We start from the raw sequence: 21,126 nt of genomic DNA on the forward strand, positions 1-21,126 counted from the left end.
CTAGAGCTGTCCGCGAGAATTCGGGCAGTTCATCCAGAAACAGCACCCCTCGATGAGCCAGACTGACCTCTCCCGGCTTGGGAATGCCTCCTCCGCCAATCAGCCCGCCTGCAGAAATTGTATGATGTGGCGAGCGAAAGGGCCGCGTGGTCAATAGACCGCCGGTATGCTGGCGTAACAGGCCAGCCGCGCTGTAAATTTTCGTGACCTCCAGCGACTCCTCGGGAGAAAGGGCGGGTAGGATGCCCGGAAGCCTGCGAATCAGCATCGTCTTGCCCGTGCCCGGAGGTCCTATTAGCAGCAGATTATGCATCCCTGCAGCGGCAATGGTAAGCGCCCGTTTGACATGATGCTGTCCCAACACATCACAGTAATCCTCGGCTATGCTGGAGGGCTCTGCCGCCGGAGCTAATGCGTCCCCTTCCCGTGTCGGCTGGCGGATCAAGCGTTCCCATGTTGCCGAATCAGCGGCGCTGGCTTGTTCCTGCTTGCCGTGATCTAATCCACTTTCCGGCAGAAGCTGCTTCAAATGCTGAAGGCCATAAATGGTCATCCCTTCCAACAGCAACGCTTCCTCGACGTTGCCTTCAGGCACAAGCACGGCATGAAATCCATTCCTTCTCGCCAGATCCACCATGGCAAGGACGCCTGGAACAGGGCGAAGCGCGCCGTCAAGCGCCAGCTCGCCAATGATCAGGAGCCGGTCCAGGCCCGGCAACTGGACTTGTCCGCTTGCGGCAAGCAGGCCGATGGCGATAGCCAGATCAAACGCTGTACCTTCCTTGCGAATATCGGCAGGCGCAAGATTGATCGTTATTCGCTGCATGGGAAAGGTGAACCCGCAGTTTTTGATCGCAGATCGTACCCGTTCAACCGCCTCCCGGATCGCCGAATCCGGAAGTCCCACCACCGTGGTCTGGGGAATCCCGCTCGCCAGATCGACCTCTACTTCAATCATAACTCCATCAATACCGTACAGACATGCGCTGGACACTTTGCTATACAACACAAAATACACCTTCTTCCATTGAATTCATTCGGCTTTGGCCGGTTCAAAGGGAAAAAGGTGCTTCCTTATTTCCGTGATTCTCTTATGATTCTCTATTGATTCTCTATTGATTCTCTAATGATTCTCTAATGGTATCCTAGTTGCTTCCAGCTTAATTGTCAATTCAATCAGGGATTAAAAGTGGTTGTTCAAAAAGTCATCTTTTGATCGCGAAGTGATTCAAGAGACTCATTCGATGTCGAAGGATCCTCTTGATCCCCCGCTTCTCCGATTTTTAACGGACATTACGTCTTCTTAGAACTGATTACTGATGATGATGGAATTGTAACGGACATTTTGTGCACTTAGCTAGTAGATTTGAAGGGGAAAGGGTTGATTGAGCACTCTAAGTGGCGAAAATGTCCGTTAGCGATCAAAACAGTCCGAAAAGGCTCGTTAACAATCCAAAATGTCCGTTAGAGGATCGGCGAAGCAGCCGCACGATGAGGGGACCAGCGAAGCAGTGCGCAATCGAGGGATCGGTGGAGCAGCCGTACGTTCGAGGGATCGGTGGAGCAGTCGCGTTTAAAAATGTAAATATCATGTCGAGGACCGCCGAAGCAACTAACTGCACGAGCGAGATCCTACGACGCAGCGGGTGTGAAGCAGGAGTGGAACGTGACCCTGCGGCGCGCAGCAGATGGGATGCAGGAGTGGAAAGCGGCCCTGCGACGCGCGGAGCGGGTGAAGCAGGCACTCCCAAATCAAAAGTTGATTATTTGAACATGCACTAATAGATAGATTTCAGAAAATCAAGTTACAAGCTCACAGAGGAATAATTTTTTTAAAAAGCAGTACAGGTGCTCCAAAGCTATGGGAGTGATACTTAATTGATATCAATATACATTGCATTTTCCAGATTGAAGTGCAGCAAGGATCGACGGCATCCCTTATTTTTTCTGAAAATAAGACTATTTTAGCAAGGAATAAGCCTTTTTAAAATTGGAAGGACGTCACCCTCTGATCGTTCTCGAAATGAGATAATATCCATATTAAAAAGTTGTGTATAAATCATGAACTTTTTAAGGAAAGCGTTTTAAAAACATGATACAATGGGTTGGGTTTTATCTAATAAGGCTTTACCTCTAATACCGCCTGTGACAGGAGGATTCCAAGTATGAATATCCACGAATATCAAGGAAAAGAAGTGCTTAAACAGTATGGAGTTGCCGTTCCGGAGGGACGAGTCGCATTTTCTGTAGATGAAGCGGTAGCTGCCGCGGAGGCGCTGAACAGTCCCGTTGTGGTTGTCAAGGCTCAAATCCATGCCGGAGGCCGCGGAAAGGCTGGCGGCGTCAAGGTTGCAAAGAGCTTGGAAGAGGTCCGTACATATGCGGATGACATTCTTGGCAAAGTGCTGGTCACGCATCAGACAGGGCCGGAAGGGAAAGAGGTCAAGCGCCTGCTGATCGAACAAGGATGCGATATTAAGAAGGAATACTACGTGGGCGTGGTTGTAGATCGCGGAACCGGACGAGTCGTTATGATGGCTTCAGAGGAAGGCGGCACCGAAATCGAGGAAGTTGCCGCGCATACGCCTGAGAAAATCATAAAAGAGATTATAGATCCCGCTATCGGACTTCAGGCCTTCCAGGCCCGAAGATTGGCTTTTGCCATAAACATTCCGAAGGAGCTTATCCAGGAAGCAGCCCGGTTCATGCTGGCTCTTTATGAAGCATTTATGGATAAGGATTGCTCCATCGCGGAGATCAACCCGTTGGTTGTGACCGGAGACGGGAAGGTCATGGCGCTGGATGCCAAGCTGAACTTTGATGCGAATGCCTTGTACCGCCATCCCGAGATTGTGGCGCTGCGCGATCTGGAAGAGGAGGATGTCAAGGAGATTGAAGCCTCGAAGTACGATTTGAGCTATATTGCACTGGACGGCAACATCGGTTGCATGGTGAACGGAGCGGGACTTGCGATGTCCACGATGGACATTATTAAATATTATGGCGGAGACCCGGCCAATTTCCTGGATGTCGGGGGCGGCGCGACAGCAGAGAAGGTTACTGAAGCGTTTAAAATTATTTTATCCGACTCGAAGGTAAAAGGGATATTCGTCAACATCTTCGGCGGGATCATGAAATGCGATGTGATTGCTTCGGGGATCGTTGAAGCTGCCAAGCAAGTTGAGCTGGACCGTCCGCTGGTGGTTCGTCTGGAAGGAACCAATGTCGAGCTTGGCAAGAAAATATTGGGAGAATCAGGGCTTGCGATCGTATCGGCGGATTCTATGGCTGATGGCGCGCAGAAGATCGTCGCCTTGGTTTCCTGACCGTTGAACATCACCATATCACCTGTTCTATATTAGGGGAGGTATTTTTAGATGAGTATATTGATCGGTAAACAGACCCGGGTTATTACCCAAGGAATTACAGGTAAAACGGCATTATTTCATGCCAAAGGGGCTTTGGATTACGGTACGCAAATGGTCGGCGGCACCTCGCCGGGAAAGGGCGGAACCCAGGTAGATATCGCGCTCGAAAACGGAGAGACTGTAAGTCTGCCTGTATTCAACACAGTTCGTGAAGCGAAGGAGGCAACGGGCGCAACGGCTAGCGTAATTTATGTGCCTCCTGCGGCGGCTGCAGATTCGATTCTGGAGGCGGTCGAAGCCGAGATGGAACTCGTAATCTGCATCACGGAAGGCATCCCGGTGCTTGATATGGTCAAGGTAAAGCGGTATATGGAAGGAAAGAAAACGGTGCTGATCGGGCCGAACTGTCCGGGGGTAATCACACCTGGAGAGTGCAAAATCGGCATTATGCCGGGCTATATCCATCTCCCCGGGCATGTAGGCGTCGTATCCCGCAGCGGAACGCTGACTTATGAGGCGGTTCACCAGTTAACGACCCGCGGGATCGGTCAATCCTCGGCGGTGGGCATTGGCGGAGATCCGGTGAAGGGCTCGGAATTTATCGATATTCTGCAGCGTTTTAATGAGGACGAGGATACCCATGCGGTCATCATGATCGGCGAAATCGGCGGGACAGCCGAAGAAGAGGCTGCGGAATGGATCCGGGATCATATGACCAAGCCGGTTGTCGGATTTATTGGCGGGGCAACAGCTCCGGCAGGTAAACGGATGGGTCATGCGGGAGCGATCATTTCCGGGGGCAAGGGCACAGCCAAGGAGAAGATTGAAAAGCTGGAGGAATGCGGGATTACGGTAGCTCCAACTCCTTCAGAAATGGGCTCAACGCTGGTTCGGGTGCTGGAGGAAAAAGGGATCCTGCAAGCCTGTCAGGCCAGATAGGCTGTTGCAACATGCGCAACTTTTGATATAATCAGTTCAAAGGTAAGCAACCTTCAGATTCCTGCGGGAAATGAGGGTTGCTTTTTTTGCGTTGTGCTAAGTTGAGGGAAGGATGTGACTTCCGTGGATCGACGGAATATGCTGATTGGATTGCATGAGTGCCCCGGATTAGGGTGGAAGCGAATTGAAGGTATTCTGCGCAAGGAGAAGCAGTGGACAGAAGCATGCCATTTTCAAGCCGGGGACTGGATGGAGTGTGGACTGGAGTCAGAGCTTGCGCTCCGGCTGGCGGAGGAGTTCGATGAAGCATGGATTGAGACGAGGTTATCTTTGATGGAGAGAAGCGGTGTTCAGGCGATCACCATTTTCGATCCCGAATATCCTGTATTAATGAAGGAAACGGCAAAACCGCCCTGGGTTCTGTATGCTATCGGCGATCCGGAGCTCTTAAACAGGGTAACGATTGCAATGATCGGGACGCGCATCCCGACCGCCTATGGACGCAGGGTGGCAGAAGATCTTACGGAAGCCTTGTGTAATGAAGGTGCAGTTATTGTCAGCGGTCTGGCGCGCGGAATCGACGGAATTTGTCATGAGGCGGCAATTCGCTGTAACGGATCCACCATTGCGGTGCTGGGTACGGCGATTGACACGGTCTATCCTTCAGAGCACAGCGGGCTATACCGGATGATTGCACAGCGAGGTCTGGTGCTGTCCGAATACCCCATAGGGACGAAGAGCCATCCCGGGCTGTTCCCCCAACGCAACCGGATCATTGCCGGTATTTCCCGCGGGGCGGTAGTCGTGGAAGCCGATGCTCGAAGCGGATCCCTAATTACTGCGGATCAGGCGCTGGAGGCGGGCAGGGATGTGTTCGCGGTGCCGGGACCGATTACTTCGCCCAAAAGCAGGGGGACGCTGGGGCTTCTCAAGCAAGGAGCGAAAATAGTGACCGAGCCCTCCGATATTCTAGAGGAATATGAGCAGGAATTAAAGGGCCGCGGTACGAAAAGCCGCTCCCTCCTTGCAATAAACGAGTTGACAAATGAGGAGCGCAAAATATACCATATGCTGGAGCAGGAGGACTTTACTTTTGACAGGCTAAGGGAACAGACCATGTGGGAGTTTGGACATTTACATTCAGTTCTGTTATCTTTAATCATGAAAAAAGCGGTAGTTCAATTACCTGGTTCTGTTTATAAGATTATATAGTCCATTCCTAACTGAGAGTGGCTTGTACAAGTGACTATATACTGCGTATTTTATTCAAGTGTTGTAATGTCTGAGAGGAGGATGAACCTGTGGCGGATTCACTCGTCATCGTGGAGTCGCCTGCCAAGGCGAAAACGATTGGCAAATACTTAGGGAGCAAATACATCGTGAAAGCCTCAATGGGACATGTTCGCGATTTGCCCAAAAGCCAAATTGGGGTTGAAGTAGAGAATGACTTCAGTCCGAAGTATATTACGATCCGCGGAAAGGGTTCTGTATTAAAAGAGTTAAAGGATGCCAGTAAAAAGGTAAAGAAAATTTATCTGGCGGCTGACCCCGATCGTGAAGGTGAAGCAATCGCTTGGCACTTGGCTCATGTACTGGATCTGGACCAGACGGAAAGCTGCCGGGTCGTATTTAATGAAATTACGAAGCAAGCTGTAAAGGATGCATTCAAAACCCCGCGTAAAATCAATATGGACCTTGTTAATGCCCAACAGGCCAGACGGATTCTGGACCGCCTTGTCGGTTACAAGATCAGTCCGCTGCTGTGGAAAAAGGTAAAGAAGGGCTTGTCTGCAGGACGTGTTCAATCGGTTGCTGTCAAGATCATTCTGGACCGGGAGAACGAAATTTCGGCGTTTGTGCCCGAAGAATACTGGAGCATTACGGCTCGCCTGACGACAAAGGGAACTCCTTTTGAGGCCAAGTTCTATCAATATAAAGGAGAAAAGCTGGAGCTTACCAATGAGCAGCAGGTTCAGACCATTCTGCAGGGGATCGAAGGAGCAAATTTTTCCGTCGCAGAGGTGAAGGAGAAGGAGCGCTTGCGTCATCCGGCAGCTCCATTTACAACGAGCTCCCTGCAGCAGGAGGCAGCCCGGAAGCTGAACTTCCGTGCCGCGAAGACGATGTCTGTTGCTCAGCAGTTATATGAAGGGGTCGACTTGGGCAAGGAAGGCACCGTCGGTCTGATTACCTATATGCGTACAGATTCCACGCGAATTGCTGCTTCGGCCCAAGAGGAAGCCAAAGATTATATTCAAGCCAAATATGGCGAGAGTTATGTGCCTGAATCACCGCGTCAATACTCGAAGAAAGCAGCTGGCGCACAGGATGCGCATGAAGCCATCCGTCCAACCTCGGCGCTTCGGGATCCGGATTCAGTGAAGGCATTTACAAGCCGGGATCAATACAGGTTATACAAGCTGATCTGGGAACGCTTTATGGCGAGCCAGATGGCTTCGGCAGTGCTGGATACGATGTCTGTTGATATTGCAGCCGGTGAATCGGTATTCCGTGCAGTCGGTTCAAAAATTCGGTTCCATGGATTTATGAAGGTATACGTAGAAGGAAATGACGATGGAACGACCGAGGATGATAAGTTTCTTCCTCCGATGCAGGCAGGGGATGCGCTGGAGATCCACGAGATCGAGCCAAAGCAGCATTTTACACAGCCTCCTCCAAGATATACCGAGGCCAGACTGGTGAAGACGCTGGAGGAGCTGGGAATTGGACGTCCGAGTACGTACGCGCCAACGCTTGAAACCATCCAGAAGCGAGGCTATGTAGCGATCGAGGAGAAGAAGTTTGTCCCTACTGAGCTTGGAGAACTGATCAATGAGCAGATGGAACAATACTTCCCGGAAATCCTGGATGTAGAATTTACCGCTCATATGGAAGGTGACCTTGACCATGTAGAAGAAGGCTCGGAGGACTGGGTTCGGGTCCTGGGAGAGTTCTACAAGACCTTTGAGCAGCGTCTTGAGGTGGCTGAGGAAGAAATGAAGGAGATCGAGATTGAAGATGAGGTCTCTGACGAAATATGTGAGAAGTGCGGCAAGCCTATGGTCTATAAACTCGGCCGCTTCGGGAAGTTTCTGGCATGCTCCGGATTTCCGGATTGCCGGAATACGAAGCCGATCATCAAGGATATTGGCGTGACCTGTCCAAAGTGCAAGGAAGGTCATGTGGTTGAACGCCGCAGTAAAAAGGGCAGGATCTTTTATGGCTGCGACAGATACCCTGAGTGCGACTTTGTGTCATGGGATAAGCCCTCTCCGAAGCCTTGTCCTAATTGCGGCTCCTTGCTGGTCGAGAAGCGCAACAAGCAGGGAGGGAAGCTGCAATGTACGGCCTGCGACTTTACGGAGCAGATCGAGGATCAGGATGACGATAGCATTGAAGATTGAGTGATAACCTTATCAACTCTACTTGAAGATTACAGCAAGATCCGGGAGGATAAGACATTGACAGACACGAAGAAGGTAACCGTCATCGGAGCGGGTCTGGCTGGCAGTGAAGCTGCATGGCAGCTTGCCAGCCGGGGCGTTCCGGTGAAGTTATATGAGATGCGGCCGGTCGTAAAGACGCCGGCCCATCATACAGATAAATTTGCCGAGCTCGTATGCAGCAATTCGCTGAGGGCTAACGGGCTTACCAATGCGGTGGGTGTGCTGAAGGAAGAGATGAGAATGTTGAATTCTCTGGTCCTCGGTTCGGCTGACCGCAATGCGGTGCCTGCCGGAGGGGCGCTGGCTGTCGACCGTGACGGATTCTCCGGTGAGATCACCGCTTCTCTTCATGAGCACCCGCTCGTAGAGGTTGTAAATGAAGAAATCACCCAAATTCCGGAGGATGGAATTGTAGTTATTGCCACGGGACCGCTGACGTCTCCGGCATTATCGGAGCAAATCCGCAACTTAACGGGTGAGGATTATTTTTATTTCTATGATGCGGCTGCCCCGATTGTGGAGAAGGATTCCATCGATATGAGTAAAGTGTACCTGGCTTCTCGCTATGATAAGGGGGAAGCGGCTTATCTGAACTGCCCGATGAGCGAGGAGGAGTTCGATGCCTTTTACGAGGCGCTGATTACGGCCGAGGTTGCTCAGCTCAAGGAATTTGAGAAAGAGATTTATTTTGAGGGCTGCATGCCGATCGAGATTATGATGCGGCGCGGCAAGCAGACAGCCCTGTTCGGACCGATGAAGCCGGTCGGCCTGGTCAATCCGCATACCGGAACACTTCCTCATGCGGTGGTGCAATTGCGCCAGGATAATGCCGCGGGAACCTTGTACAATTTGGTTGGCTTCCAGACTCATTTGAAGTGGGGAGAACAAAAGCGGGTATTTTCAATGATTCCCGGACTTGAAAATGCCGAATTTGTCCGGTACGGGGTCATGCACCGGAATACCTTTATCAATTCTCCAAGGCTGCTGTCTCCGACTTACCAGCTCAAGGAACGCCCGACTTTATTCTTTGCTGGACAAATGACCGGTGTGGAAGGATATGTTGAGTCTGCTGCTTCCGGCTTGATCGCAGGAATTAATGCCGTTCAAGCTTATCAGGAACGGGAAGGAATTGTATTCCCGGAAGATACGGCGCTTGGAAGCATGGCGAGATATGTTACCAATGCGGATATTGAGCATTTTCAACCGATGAATGCGAATTTCGGTCTGTTCCCGAAGCTCGATACCAGATATCGGAAGAAGGCGGAGAAGAATGAAGCGCTGGCGCATCGGGCTCTTGACAGTCTGAGGTCTTTTATTGGTGAAAAGGGACTATAAGTGAGAGTTCAAAAAGTCAACTTTTCAGCGCCGAGAAGGTTGCGAGAACCCGAAGAAGGAGGAACGGAGTGTAGGTAGACCCTACATGAGTACCAGAGTTCTAGGGTGAACGCAAGATTCGATGTCGAATTTACCTCTTGAATTACTTCGTGATCAAAAGATGACTTTTTGAATAACATCTATAATATACGGTAATTCAGCGAGCTAATCAAAAGGGAAGGAAGCGGTACGATGATTCCTAGTTTTCATGCCACGACCATCTGTGCTGTGCGTCAGAATGGGAAATGTGCCATTGCGGGGGATGGACAGGTGACCTTCGGAGAGAGTGTTGTCATGAAGCAGACAGCCAAGAAGGTTCGCAGATTATATCGGGGACAGGTTATAGCAGGATTTGCAGGTTCTGTTGCAGATGCAATCACCTTATTCGAGAAATTTGAGGCTAAGCTGGAGGAGCATCACGGCAATCTGCAGCGTGCAGCAGTTGAGTTAGCCAAGGATTGGCGGCAGGACCGGGTGCTTCGTAAGCTGGAGGCATTGATGATCGTTATGGATCGTTCGGGAATGCTGCTCATTTCGGGAGGCGGAGAAATTATTGAGCCTGATGATGAAGTGCTGGCTATCGGATCCGGCGGCAATTTTGCATTGTCGGCTGCCAGAGCCTTGAAACGGCATACCCAGATGGAAGCTAAAGAGATTGCTTATGAAGCACTCAAAGTGGCTTCTGAAATTTGTGTGTATACGAACAGCAACATTATTGTTGAAGAACTGTGACCGGAGGGATGCTGCAATGCAGAACGCTAATTTGACGCCCAGACAGATCGTAGCTGAGCTCGACAAGTATATTGTAGGACAGAAGCAGGCGAAGAAATCGGTTGCTGTTGCACTGCGGAACCGTTATCGCCGCAGTTTGCTCAGCGATGAGGTTCAAGACGAAATTGTGCCTAAAAATATATTGATGATTGGTCCTACAGGTGTGGGGAAAACGGAAATTGCCCGCAGGCTCGCGAAGCTGGTGGGAGCGCCTTTTGTGAAGGTGGAAGCTACCAAATTTACAGAAGTCGGATATGTCGGACGTGATGTAGAGTCGATGGTGCGTGATCTGGTTGAGGGCGCGATTCGCACGGTCAAGTTGGAGCGGACGGAGAAGGTGAAGGATCGGGCGGAGGAGCTGGCGAATGAACGCCTGGTTCAAATTCTAGTTCCATCCGGGAATAAGTCTAAAAGCAACCGCAATCCTTTTGAAATGCTATTTGGTAATCAAAATGACAGCAATGCTCCGACGGAAGGCAAGGAGGAGGAAGACAGTCAGGTAACGGAGAGCCGCCGGCAGATCCGGTTCAAATTATTGTCCGGGCAGCTCGAGAACGATATTGTCGAGATTGAGGTTGAGGATCACGCCCCCACGATGATGGATATGTTTGCGGGGCAAGGCAACGATCAGATGGGAATGAATATGCAGGAGATGTTCGGCAATATTTTGCCAAAGCGCACAAAGAAGCGCAAGCTCTCGGTAAAGGAAGCGCGCAAGGTGTTGACACAGGAAGAGGCCGCCAAGCTGATTGATCAGGATGACCTGATCCAGGAAGCGGTGGAGCGTGCAGAGCAGTCCGGCATTATTTTTATCGATGAAATTGACAAGGTGGCCAGCAAAGGGCAAGGCTCGGGTCCTGATGTCTCCCGCGAGGGGGTACAGCGGGATATTCTTCCGATCGTGGAAGGCTCTACGGTTATGACAAAGTATGGTCCAGTGAAAACAGACTATATCCTGTTTATTGCAGCTGGCGCCTTTCATATTGCGAAGCCTTCCGACTTAATTCCCGAGCTTCAAGGACGCTTCCCGATCCGGGTCGAGCTTAGCAGTCTGTCGCTCGATGATTTCGTCTCCATTTTGACTGAGCCGAAGAACGCGCTCACTAAGCAATACACTGAGCTCCTTCGGACAGAGAATATTGAGATCGAATTCTCTTCGGACTCGATTCGGGAGATTGCTTCAATTGCAGCAACTGTCAATGCCAATAATGAGAATATCGGAGCGCGTCGTTTGCATACAATCTTGGAGAAGTTGCTTGAGGATCTATCCTTCGAGGCCCCGGAACTAACTTTGGAGCGGATGGTCATTACACCGGAGTATGTTCGGGACAAATTGGGCGATATAGCCAAGGATCGTGATTTAAGCCAATACATTTTATAGTATAAGAATTGTTAATATAAGGCCATAGGACCCAATTTTTGCGGGTCTTGTGGCCTTTTGTCGTTTACGCGGGATTTTAGCAGAATTTAACCGGGACTCCTCGTCAAAATTGCAAAAAAATACAAATTGTGCCTATTTTATCATCAAAATCATGAAAGATAGGGCTTTTTTCATATTGTAAATATGTCGATTCTACACGAAACTTAGGATATATGACATTCTCCTAGTTTTTTCAAAAGTAGGACATTTGAAAGACGAAGTTGTTGTAATTATTTGTCGAAAAAAAGAGGGATTTGTGAAGCTTTGTGGAAGTTAGAGCAAGGAAGATTTTCAGAAAAAAGTGGAAGTTAGTAGTTTCGAGGAGGCAGCAGCATGCAACTGTTAAACGGCATCGGGTTCCAAAAGCTTGAAACCGCGCTGCAGGCGGCTAATCTCAGACAAGAGGTGCTCGTCGGCAACATAGCGAATGGGGATACGCCATATTACAAACGGTCAAGCGTATCATTTGAAAATTTACTGAAATCGGAAATGGACAGCATGACTCCCTCATTAGTCGGGCGCCGTACAAACGAAAAACACATGGAAATAGGAAAATCGACCCAAAATGTTAGACCGACAGTCACAATCGACCAATCAACTTCGATGAATAATAACTTAAATAATGTGGACATCGACAGTGAAATGACCCAACTCGCGGAAAACCAGTTGCGTTATAACGCGTATGTGGAACAGGTCAATTACCAGATTAAAATGAAACGAGTCGCAGTGGAAGGGAGATAGTGAGACATGAATATCAGCAACAGTTTTAGTATAAGTGCCTCAGCGCTTACTGCCCAAAGGCTCCGCATGGACGTAGTATCCTCCAATATTGCCAATGCCGAGACAACCAGAGCAGCAGTGGTGGACGGCAAAGCAGTACCCTACCGGCGGAAGGTAGTAGTGATGTCCCCATTGAACACCGGCAGCTTTAGTGAAACCCTGAATCAAGCGATTGGAAGCAGCCAGACATCAAGCCGCGGAGTCAAGGTCACTGCCATTAAAGAGGACGCATCTGACTTCAAACCGGTTTATAACCCTACGCATCCGGATGCGGACAGTGAAGGGTATGTATACATGCCTAATGTTGATATTTTGAAGGAAATGGTAGATGTCATTTCAGCTTCCAGGTCTTATGAAGCTAACGTCACAGCGCTAAATGCCAGTAAGGCTATGATCACCAAAGCATTACAGATTGGCAAGTAACGGTTAATCGAAACCTATAGAGACGGGAGTGGTGTAAGTTGATTCAAGGGATTGACTTAAATGCTTTAAATAGTGTAAGCCCGGTTGGAAGCGCCTCAGGAAAGACGGTATCTCAGACTCCAGCAGAAAGCATGAAAAACTTCGGAGCTTATCTGTCAGATGCATTGGATAGTGTCGCAGCACAGGAAAAAAATGTACAGGTAATGAACAATAAGTTCTTACTTGGACAGGTCAGTGCTGATGAAGTCATGATTGCTTCAGAACAAGCAATGTTAAGTTTGCAGTTGACTACGCAAGTGAGAAATAAGGTCATAGAGGCTTATCAAGAAATAATGCGTACGCAAATTTAACGAATTTTCAGGACGCTTGTGATGGGGTGACATTGTGAATGAAAGAATAGCCCAGTATCGGACGAAAGTTACCGAATTCTGGAACCGATTCAGTAATAAACAGAAAATTATGCTGTTTTCCACAGTTGGAATCATTTTGCTGGCGATCATACTGCTTACCATCCAATTCTCGAAGACGGAGTATGAGGTAGCCTTTACCAATCTCGATTCAACGGATGCTGCCGGGATTATTGAATATCTTGAAAGCGGCGGGATCCCATTTCAACTGGGCACTGACGGAACTAGCATATCAGTACCTAGTAAAGATGCTTCCAGGGTGAAGATTGGGGTAGGCTCTCAAGGGATTGTTCAGAACGGCTCGATTGGTTGGGAAGCCTTTAATGAAGGATCTTCGCTGATTGGCATGACGGATAATGAGTTTAACGTCAAATATAAAAGTGCTTTAAACGGTGAAATTGAGCAATTGCTTAAACGAATGCAAGGCATCCAGGACGCCAAAGTATTAATTAATCTTCCGGCAGAAAATGTATTTGCCAGTCTTAATGAAAAGGAAAAGGCTACAGCATCAGTAGTAGTAACCTTCAAATCCGGCTATCGTCCGGATCAGGAAGCGGTGGACGGATACTTCAACTTAGTTAAGACCTCTGTACCCAATCTGCCGATTGAAAATATTTCGCTTTCCTCTAGTGATGACTCTATCTTGTTGCCGACAGGAGAGGGTAAGGGGCAAATTGGCTCATTGACCTCGGCAGTGCAAGAAAACCTGACGCTGCAGAAAAAGTTCGAGAGCGATGTGAGGCAGAGCGTCAAACAGTTTCTGTCACGGTTGATGGGTCAGGAAAAAGTCGAGGTTCTCGTTAATTCCAAGCTGAATTTTGATCAAATTAGTCAAAGGGAAAACCTAGTAACCCCGGTGGACACGGAAAACATGAAGGGGATCGAAATCAGCGCTGAACGAATTCAAAAGAGCTATACCGGCCAAGGCACACCAAACAGCGGCGTAGCCGGAACGGGTGAAACGGATGTAACTAATTATCCGGCCGCTGACAATAACGGTGCCACAACTTCATCAGAGGAATCCTCCTCCATAATTAACTACGATGTCAATAGAATCACCAAGGATATCGTCGCAAGTCCATACGTCATTAAAGATTTAACCATAAATGTTGCTGTTGAACCACCAAACGGACAAGAAACTTTAGATCCTACTACAAAAGCGGATATCGAAAATGTGCTGGCTAATATTGTTGGTTCCTACTTAGCGGATTCTGGTAGTACTTATACAGACGATGAACTGCTTAAAAAAGTTTCGGTGTTGTCCCAAGCTTTTTATAAGGATGAGGCGGGATCTTCCGGACTTAGTCTTTCAAGCCCGCTTGTATGGGGAGCTCTTGCGGCGGCTTTGCTTGCCATTGCCGGAGTTGTGTTCGTACTGGTACGCCGCGGACGCAAACAGCAGCCCGAAGAGATTGAAGAGGAAATTCCTGTGCCGCTTACTCCGGAATTCCCGTCGATTAATCTGGATACTGTTACAAACGAAAATCAGGTGCGCAAACAGCTAGAGACGCTGGCCAAGAAAAAGCCGGACGAATTCGTCAATTTGCTTCGTACCTGGCTGGCTGACGAATAGAGGTGAACGCATTGTCAAAACCAACGACTCCCATGTTATCAGGCAAGCAAAAAGCGGCGATTTTACTTATTACGCTTGGTCCTGAAGTATCGGCACAGATATTTAAGCATTTGCGTGAGGATGAGATTGAGCAGCTAACTTTGGAAATCGCCAATGTACGTAAGGTGGATAACGCAGAAAAAGACATGATCATGTCGGAATTCCATCAGATTTGTCTGGCTCAGGAATTTATTACCCAAGGGGGGATCAATTATGCCAAGGAGATTCTGGAGAAGGCGCTTGGTCAATCCAAAGCAATTGATATCATTAACCGCCTTACTGCGACGCTTCAAGTTCGACCCTTTGACTTTGCCCGCAAGGCAGATCCAAACCAGATTCTGAATTTTATTCAGAATGAGAATGAACAGACGATTGCTTTAGTCTTGTCCTATCTGCAATTCGAGCAAGCAGCTGCGATTCTGTCTTCGCTCCCTCAGGAAAAACAAGCTGAGGTAGCAAGAAGGATCGCCATGATGGACAGCACATCTCCGGAAGTGATTTCTCAGGTCGAGCGTGTGCTGGAGCAAAAGCTCTCGGCAACGGTTACTCAGGATTACACCACTGCTGGCGGGCTCGAGGCGATTGTTCAAATCCTCAACGGCGTCGACCGGGGAACAGAGCGTACTATTCTCGATTCACTGGAGATTCAGGATCCGGAATTGGCCGAAGAGATCAAGAAGCGGATGTTCGTTTTCGAAGATATTGTCAATATCGACAACCGCTCGATCCAGCGCATTATTCGCGACGTGGAGAATGCCGATTTGCAGCTTGCGCTTAAAGTGGCAAGCGACGAGGTTCGAGATGCCGTATTCCGCAATATGTCCAAGCGGATGTCGGATACCTTCAAGGAAGAAATGGAATTTATGGGGCCTGTGCGGCTACGTGATGTGGAGGAAGCTCAGACCCGGATTGTGGCTACGATCCGCAGACTGGAAGATTCCGGTGAGATAATCATTGCCCGTGGCGGAGGAGATGACATCATTGTCTAATTTGATCAAAGTATCCCAGTATGTGCCGGTTGAGGTTCTCAAGCAACTGAATTTGGCAAGGACATATGATGTCCCTGAGGAGCAGCGATCAGATGAGGAAGAGCACCAAGCTGTAGAAGTTGAAGACAAGCCTTCGGCCCAGGACTTAGCCGCTGAGGAAGCAAGAAATCAAATGTTGTCTGATGCCAAGGATTTTGCCGAAACCCAGATTAGAGTCGCGTCGGAGCAGGCAGAGCGTATGCTGGAAGAGGCGAAGGCGGAGATAGAACGTTGGTGGAATGAACGCCGGGAGCAGGATGAGCATTTAATTGAAGCCGTTAAATCCGAAGCCTTCAATGAAGGCTATGAAGAAGGAAAACAGCGTGCGCTGGAGGATCTGCAGGATGAGATCTCCGGAAAAATGGCTGAAGCTTCTGCAGTACTCCAGCAGGCCTATGTGGAGAAGGATCAGATTATTCAAGAAGCTGAGCCGTTCCTGGTCGAACTTAGCTGTGCGATTGCCGAAAAGGTAATCGACAAGCAACTGGAGATCAATCCGGATTACACCATTGATTTGATCAAAAAAAGTTTGTCCCGCAAAAAAGAACAAGGCATATTGACGCTTTGTGTATCTCCAACTCAGTTTTCCTTTGTGCAGGCAGCCAGAGAAGAATTAAGTCTGGTGATCGATTCACAGGCAGAATTGCAAATTCTTCCCGATCCAGCCGTGCACGATAAGGGCTGTGTAATCCGTTCTTCATTCGGCAGCGTAGATGCTAAAGTTGATACCCAGCTTAAGGAAATCAAGAAGGAGCTTCTGCGAATATCCAGACAAAGTGATGAATGGAGCAGCGGAGATGGCGAATATGAAGGCAGATAGATACATTGAGCATCTAAGACAAGTGGATCCGGTGCGAATTAACGGAAAAGTAACCCAGGTAATTGGGCTCATGGTTGAATCTGAAGGGCCGGATGCTAGTATCGGTGACGTCTGTTATATCTATCCGGGAAAATCCACCCAACCGCTGCAGGCGGAGGTCGTGGGCTTTCGTGATAATAAGGTGCTGCTGATGCCGTTAGGCGAGCTAACCTCTATCGGTCCAGGCTGTGATGTGGTTGGAACCGGGAAGCCTTTAACGGTGCAGGTTGGTTCTGAATTGCTCGGCAAGGTGCTCGATGGATTGGGACAACCCTTGGACGGTTCCTTGCTGCCTTCACGAATGGGACACTACTCGACTTCAAATAAACCAATGAATCCTTTGACACGACCGCGAGTAGCGGAGCCGATAAGCATCGGGGTTCGAGCCATTGACGGACTGCTTACGATCGGCAAAGGTCAACGCGTGGGGATATTTGCCGGTTCGGGTGTCGGGAAGAGTACCCTGATGGGAATGATCGCCCGGAATACCGCAGCTGATGTCAACGTCATTGCTTTGGTCGGTGAACGGGGAAGAGAGGTGCTCGATTTTATCGAACGGGATTTGGGGCCGGAGGGTCTTGAACGTTCTGTCGTAATCGTAGCAACCTCTGATCAGCCAGCGCTTATTCGAATGAAGGGGGCGCTTATCGCTACTTCAATTGCCGAGTATTTCCGCGATCGCGGGCTGAATGTCATGCTGATGATGGATTCGGTCACACGCTATGCGATGGCGCTTCGCGAAGTTGGGCTCGCCGTTGGCGAACCGCCTGCGATGAGAGGGTATACGCCTTCTGTTTTTGCGGCTTTGCCTAAATTGATGGAACGAGCGGGCACGGGTCCGACGGGCTCGATTACGGCCTTCTATACCGTGCTCGTTGACGGGGACGACATGAACGAGCCGATCGCCGATGCAGTGCGTGGCATTCTGGACGGGCACATCGTGCTGAACCGGAATATAGCGAACAAGGGACACTTTCCGGCGATTGATATCTTGGCCAGCATCAGCCGGGTGATGAAGGATATCGTAGCTGACGATCAGAATGCTGCGGCGGAGAATTATAAGCGTCTGCTTGCCGTCTATAAGGAATCAGAGGATTTGATCAACATCGGAGCCTATCAGCATGGCTCGAATGCGGCCATTGATGAGGCCATCGATGCAATTCAGAGCATTAATAGCTTTTCCAAACAGAAAGTGAATGAGAAGGTTACTCTTGAGGAATCTCGAGTACGCTTGATATCAGAATTTTCGGGTGGGAGCTGAGCAGTAGAGCATGAAATTCCGTTACGTCTATCAAAAGGTCGTCGATTTAAAAACCAATGAAAAGACGCAGGCTGAGTGGATGTTGTCTGCGGCAGTTGGAGAACTGCAAATGGAACAGTACTCACTGGAGCAGCTGAATGAAGAGCGGAAGCGCATCTATTTTACTCTTCAGGACGAAATGGAAAACAGCGCTTCGATGATCAAGCTGCAAGAGCTTCAACGCTATCTCGAGCATCTGAACGATTGTATTCTCCGTAAAGCCGGAGATGTACAGCGCGCAGAACAAAAGGTAGAGCAAAAAAAGACAGTATTGACCGGGAAAATGCTGGACGAAAAGGTATGGCTCAAGGCGAAAGAAAAGGCCAAGGATAAATTTCAGCATGAGAGCCTTCTTCGGGAACAGAACGAACTGGATGAAATGGCTACGGTCCGCTTTGCCATGAGAGGCCGGTAATCGGAGACAGTGCCAATGCATTAGGTTTGCGAAGGAGGAATCAAGATGGCTCAAAATGATTTTGAAGAAGAAATTGAGGAATCGGTAGGCGGATTTTCGCGATTCTTGTTTTTTATGACACCGATTCTCTTTACTGTAGTGCTGCTTGGTGTACTGCTGGCTTTATTCAATATGAATTTTCGTGCAACGCTGATGGATATCGGGGAGAGAATTCCGATCATAAGAAATTGGATTCCTGATTCTGCTTCTAAGGATGCTTCAGCCGAAACGGATGATACTGAAGTCAATGCGGAAGAGGAAGAGCGAAAGCAGCGGGAAAGCACTGAAGCAACATTGAAGCAGCTGAAAGAACAGGTGGCAGAGCAGGAAGCTCAGCTTGCGGAAGCCAACAAGCAGGCTGCCGAGCAGGCCACTAAAGCTCAAGAGCTGGAACAACAGCTGGAAGCTGAAAAGGAACAGCAGACGGCTGCTGAACAGAGCGAAGCTCAAGCCGCTTATCAAAAGGAAGTAAAAAAATTGGCTCAGCTCTATGCGGGAATGAGTCCAAGCAAAGCTGCGGCGATCTTTGACAAGCTGACCACCGAGGAAGCCATTCAAATGCTGAGTGTGATGAACAATGAGAGCAAGGCAGCTATTCTTGAGAAAATGGATGCCCAGAAAGCTGCTGATATTTCAATCATGCTTAAGGATGCAAATATTTCTGAGGATTTGGCGATTGCAGCTTTGCAGTCCAGACTCAAAAAAGAGGCCGCTGAAGAAGCAGGAGCTTCACAGTCAGCATCAGCTGGCCTAACGGATGCTCAGTTGAGTCAAACCTTCTCATCACTCCCGGCTGAATCAGCTGCCAAACTGATTGTCCAGACTTACAAAATCAGCCCTGACAAAGCATTAAGAATTCTTAAGGCAGTTGGGGATTCAACAAGATCAAGTATTTTAGAAGAGATGATGAAGGCGGATGAACAGCTGTCCGTGAAGATTATGAATCAACTGGTAACTGAATAAGGCATTGAAGACCTATGAAAGGAGGTGAAAAAAATGAGTCAATCTGTATCGAATGTATCTTCTAATTCCGCGCTAGGAGGCTTGTGGACCGGCTCGGCAACCAAAAGCTCGGGCGCACAAGGAAGTGATTCTGCCTTCGGTTTGGCGTTATTAACGATGATTGGCGGAGAAGCGGCAACTCAAGATGGCGGCTTGGCAGCACAGCTGACCTTGTTGTCCCTGGCTAATTCAGCCGAGAATGCTGAGGGGAATGCCGAGGCCGATGTGGCGGGATTGCTTGATGGACTGGTTGCACAGCTGGAACAAGCTGACAAGGAGTCTTCCTATAATCAGGAGCTTTTGGACATGCTTCAAGGCTGGTTGCAAAGTGCGATTTCTTTCCTTAATAGTGCATCCAATCAAAAGGCAGAACAGAATGCTTCTAATGAAGCATTGCTGACTTTGGCGGAACAGCCGCAAACCATCCGTTTTGCCCTGCAAGACGTAATGATGCAACTTGCGCAAAAAAGCAGCGCAAATCAGTCAGAGCTTACAAATGTGACCTCAGGACAAGCAACATCGATTCTGGAGTCCCTTCAAGCGATTTTGACGAATGCGGGATTGTCTGCGGAGAAAGCCTCAGTAAATCGCAGCAGCCAAACTACGGGCAGTGAATTTGCAGGAAAGCTGGCCGGCCAGCTGGGATTAGCGAATCAGGATGCAAAGCAGCCTCAGACCACCGGAAGCAGCCAACCAGCGATTTAGATGCGGAGCCTCTGAAGAATGTCACGGACACGGCACCGCTCCAGGTAGTGCAGCAGCAAGTTAAAGAATCGGATCCGACAGCCGGCAGCAAACAGGCTGCAGCCGATAGTACCCTGGCTGAAACCGATGGTTGGATTCAGTCTGGAACGATCGTAACCGCCGGTCAGCTTGCACTTCGTGATCATTCAGTGGCAGCATTGAAGATTCCTGCAAATCAGGTTCCTGTGGAAAAGTTCAGTGACGAGGTCGGTAAGTTCATCGTGAATAAGCTGGAGATTATAAAGGCTGGCGGTGTTTCCGAAGCAAGAATCTCCCTCTATCCTGAACACCTTGGTCAAGTGGATGTAAAGATCACAATGCAAAATGGCCATATGGTTGCCCAGTTTGTGACCGAGCATCTATTTGCGAAGGAATCTCTCGAAGGCCAAATGGCCCAACTGCGCTCTGCGCTTCAGTCTCAGGGGCTGCAGGTGAACAAGCTGGAAGTAACACAAAATGTCGGCCTCTCCTCCCATATGTATCAGGATGGCCGTCAACAAGGAAGTTCGTCCAACTTGAATCAACAGCATAGCGACAGACAACGCAACGAAGTTCGAGAAGAAGATTTTCTATCCGTACAGGATTTGAATGAAGAATGGACGGAATGGATGACTGATGTTCGGACACGTGAAGCCGGATTGGGCAGTTCCTTTGTCGCACGAGTCTAATGAGAGGAGGTAAAATATGGCTTCTTCTATTAATGGAGTCCCTCTGTGGTCTAACTATTCAAGTACAAATGCTTCTACGAAGACTGATAATGAACTGGGGAAGGATTCGTTTCTCAAGCTGATGCTCACGCAGATGCAGAATCAGGATCCTTTATCGCCGATGGATAACAAGGATATGATTGCACAAATGGCGCAATTCACATCAGTGGAGCAGTTGGTTAACATCTCTTCTCAATTATCAGCAATGAGTCAATCGCTTGGGAATAACTCGGGATTGATCGGTAAAGTTGTGAGCTGGCAAGGAGAGACAAAAACAGGGAATTACGATATATCTACCGGGAAATCTGAAGTTATTACAAACTATGAGAGCGGCCTGGTGGATTCAATTATTGTTCGTGACGGCGTGCATTATGTCAAGGTTGGAAGCAAGGAAATCGAAATCTCGGACATTCAGCGAGTTGAAGACGCACCTGACCAGGAAGAAGGCGCAGTCGACGATCTCTCCGGCAGCGATCAAGGGGAGTGATACAG

General features: G+C 49.0%; 21 protein-coding genes. 20 read left to right on the plus strand and 1 reads right to left on the minus strand.

Going from position 1 to position 21,126, the window contains the following annotated elements:
- A partial coding sequence (locus tag TX85_RS06800; RefSeq protein WP_044479875.1) for a YifB family Mg chelatase-like AAA ATPase occupies positions 1 to 1,006 on the minus strand: 1,006 nt, incomplete at its 3' end.
- A gap of 392 nt (positions 1,007 to 1,398) precedes the next feature.
- Here TX85_RS06800 and TX85_RS06805 point away from each other — a divergent pair.
- From TX85_RS06805 to TX85_RS06895, 20 genes are all read left to right on the plus strand, one after another.
- Positions 1,399 to 1,782, plus strand: a complete 384-nt coding sequence (locus TX85_RS06805) for a hypothetical protein (RefSeq protein WP_148444346.1) — start codon at positions 1,399 to 1,401, stop codon at positions 1,780 to 1,782.
- A gap of 383 nt (positions 1,783 to 2,165) precedes the next feature.
- A complete protein-coding gene (gene sucC / locus TX85_RS06810; protein ID WP_044478338.1) occupies positions 2,166 to 3,326 on the plus strand; it encodes an ADP-forming succinate--CoA ligase subunit beta in 1,161 nt (386 codons plus the stop codon).
- A 51-nt stretch (positions 3,327 to 3,377) separates the two neighbouring features.
- Positions 3,378 to 4,307 carry a succinate--CoA ligase subunit alpha gene (sucD, locus tag TX85_RS06815; RefSeq protein WP_044478339.1) on the plus strand — a complete coding sequence of 310 codons (930 nt, stop codon included), beginning with the start codon at positions 3,378 to 3,380 and terminating at the stop codon, positions 4,305 to 4,307.
- A 123-nt stretch (positions 4,308 to 4,430) separates the two neighbouring features.
- Positions 4,431 to 5,519: a DNA-processing protein DprA gene (dprA, locus tag TX85_RS06820; RefSeq protein WP_044478340.1), complete on the plus strand. Its 1,089-nt coding sequence runs from the start codon at positions 4,431 to 4,433 to the stop codon at positions 5,517 to 5,519.
- An 89-nt stretch (positions 5,520 to 5,608) separates the two neighbouring features.
- Positions 5,609 to 7,711, plus strand: a complete 2,103-nt coding sequence (gene topA / locus TX85_RS06825) for a type I DNA topoisomerase (RefSeq protein ID WP_044478341.1) — start codon at positions 5,609 to 5,611, stop codon at positions 7,709 to 7,711.
- 57 nt (positions 7,712 to 7,768) lie between these two features.
- The gene (gene trmFO, locus TX85_RS06830) at positions 7,769 to 9,088 is read left to right on the plus strand and encodes a methylenetetrahydrofolate--tRNA-(uracil(54)-C(5))-methyltransferase (FADH(2)-oxidizing) TrmFO (protein WP_044478342.1); all 1,320 of its coding nucleotides are present in this window, start codon (positions 7,769 to 7,771) and stop codon (positions 9,086 to 9,088) included.
- A 231-nt stretch (positions 9,089 to 9,319) separates the two neighbouring features.
- Positions 9,320 to 9,859, plus strand: coding sequence for an ATP-dependent protease subunit HslV (gene hslV, locus TX85_RS06835; protein WP_044478343.1), 540 nt, complete (start codon positions 9,320 to 9,322; stop codon positions 9,857 to 9,859).
- Positions 9,860 to 9,875: 16 nt separating this feature from the next.
- Positions 9,876 to 11,279: an ATP-dependent protease ATPase subunit HslU gene (gene hslU, locus TX85_RS06840; protein WP_044478344.1), complete on the plus strand. Its 1,404-nt coding sequence runs from the start codon at positions 9,876 to 9,878 to the stop codon at positions 11,277 to 11,279.
- A gap of 372 nt (positions 11,280 to 11,651) precedes the next feature.
- A complete protein-coding gene (gene flgB, locus TX85_RS06845) occupies positions 11,652 to 12,059 on the plus strand; it encodes a flagellar basal body rod protein FlgB (protein WP_044478345.1) in 408 nt (135 codons plus the stop codon).
- A gap of 6 nt (positions 12,060 to 12,065) precedes the next feature.
- Positions 12,066 to 12,521, plus strand: coding sequence for a flagellar basal body rod protein FlgC (flgC, locus tag TX85_RS06850; RefSeq protein ID WP_044478346.1), 456 nt, complete (start codon positions 12,066 to 12,068; stop codon positions 12,519 to 12,521).
- 38 nt (positions 12,522 to 12,559) lie between these two features.
- Entirely contained in the window at positions 12,560 to 12,871 is a 312-nt protein-coding gene (gene fliE / locus TX85_RS06855; protein WP_044478347.1) for a flagellar hook-basal body complex protein FliE, read from the plus strand.
- Between the two features lie 34 nt (positions 12,872 to 12,905).
- Entirely contained in the window at positions 12,906 to 14,501 is a 1,596-nt protein-coding gene (gene fliF / locus TX85_RS06860; RefSeq protein ID WP_044478348.1) for a flagellar basal-body MS-ring/collar protein FliF, read from the plus strand.
- Between the two features lie 32 nt (positions 14,502 to 14,533).
- The gene (fliG, locus tag TX85_RS06865) at positions 14,534 to 15,529 is read left to right on the plus strand and encodes a flagellar motor switch protein FliG (protein ID WP_101781124.1); all 996 of its coding nucleotides are present in this window, start codon (positions 14,534 to 14,536) and stop codon (positions 15,527 to 15,529) included.
- On the plus strand, positions 15,522 to 16,388 hold the full coding sequence (locus TX85_RS06870; RefSeq protein WP_044478350.1) for a FliH/SctL family protein: 867 nt from the start codon (positions 15,522 to 15,524) through the stop codon (positions 16,386 to 16,388). Before fliG ends, TX85_RS06870 begins: the two co-directional genes overlap by 8 nt.
- Positions 16,366 to 17,688 carry a flagellar protein export ATPase FliI gene (gene fliI / locus TX85_RS06875; RefSeq protein WP_044478351.1) on the plus strand — a complete coding sequence of 441 codons (1,323 nt, stop codon included), beginning with the start codon at positions 16,366 to 16,368 and terminating at the stop codon, positions 17,686 to 17,688. The genes TX85_RS06870 and fliI overlap by 23 nt, the downstream gene beginning before the upstream one ends.
- Positions 17,689 to 17,698: 10 nt before the next feature.
- Positions 17,699 to 18,142, plus strand: a complete 444-nt coding sequence (fliJ, locus tag TX85_RS06880) for a flagellar export protein FliJ (protein ID WP_044478352.1) — start codon at positions 17,699 to 17,701, stop codon at positions 18,140 to 18,142.
- Between the two features lie 45 nt (positions 18,143 to 18,187).
- Complete coding sequence (locus TX85_RS06885) at positions 18,188 to 19,144, plus strand: MotE family protein (protein ID WP_044478353.1); 957 nt, start codon at positions 18,188 to 18,190, stop codon at positions 19,142 to 19,144.
- A 33-nt stretch (positions 19,145 to 19,177) separates the two neighbouring features.
- Positions 19,178 to 19,888, plus strand: coding sequence for a hypothetical protein (locus tag TX85_RS25295; RefSeq protein ID WP_049894846.1), 711 nt, complete (start codon positions 19,178 to 19,180; stop codon positions 19,886 to 19,888).
- Positions 19,889 to 19,935: 47 nt separating this feature from the next.
- Positions 19,936 to 20,595 carry a flagellar hook-length control protein FliK gene (locus TX85_RS25300; protein ID WP_049894847.1) on the plus strand — a complete coding sequence of 220 codons (660 nt, stop codon included), beginning with the start codon at positions 19,936 to 19,938 and terminating at the stop codon, positions 20,593 to 20,595.
- Positions 20,596 to 20,611: 16 nt separating this feature from the next.
- Positions 20,612 to 21,121: a flagellar hook assembly protein FlgD gene (locus TX85_RS06895; protein WP_044478354.1), complete on the plus strand. Its 510-nt coding sequence runs from the start codon at positions 20,612 to 20,614 to the stop codon at positions 21,119 to 21,121.
- Positions 21,122 to 21,126 lie beyond the last annotated feature (5 nt).

This window comes from Paenibacillus antibioticophila (genome assembly GCF_000455265.1).
Lineage (GTDB): Bacteria > Bacillota > Bacilli > Paenibacillales > Paenibacillaceae > Fontibacillus > Fontibacillus antibioticophila.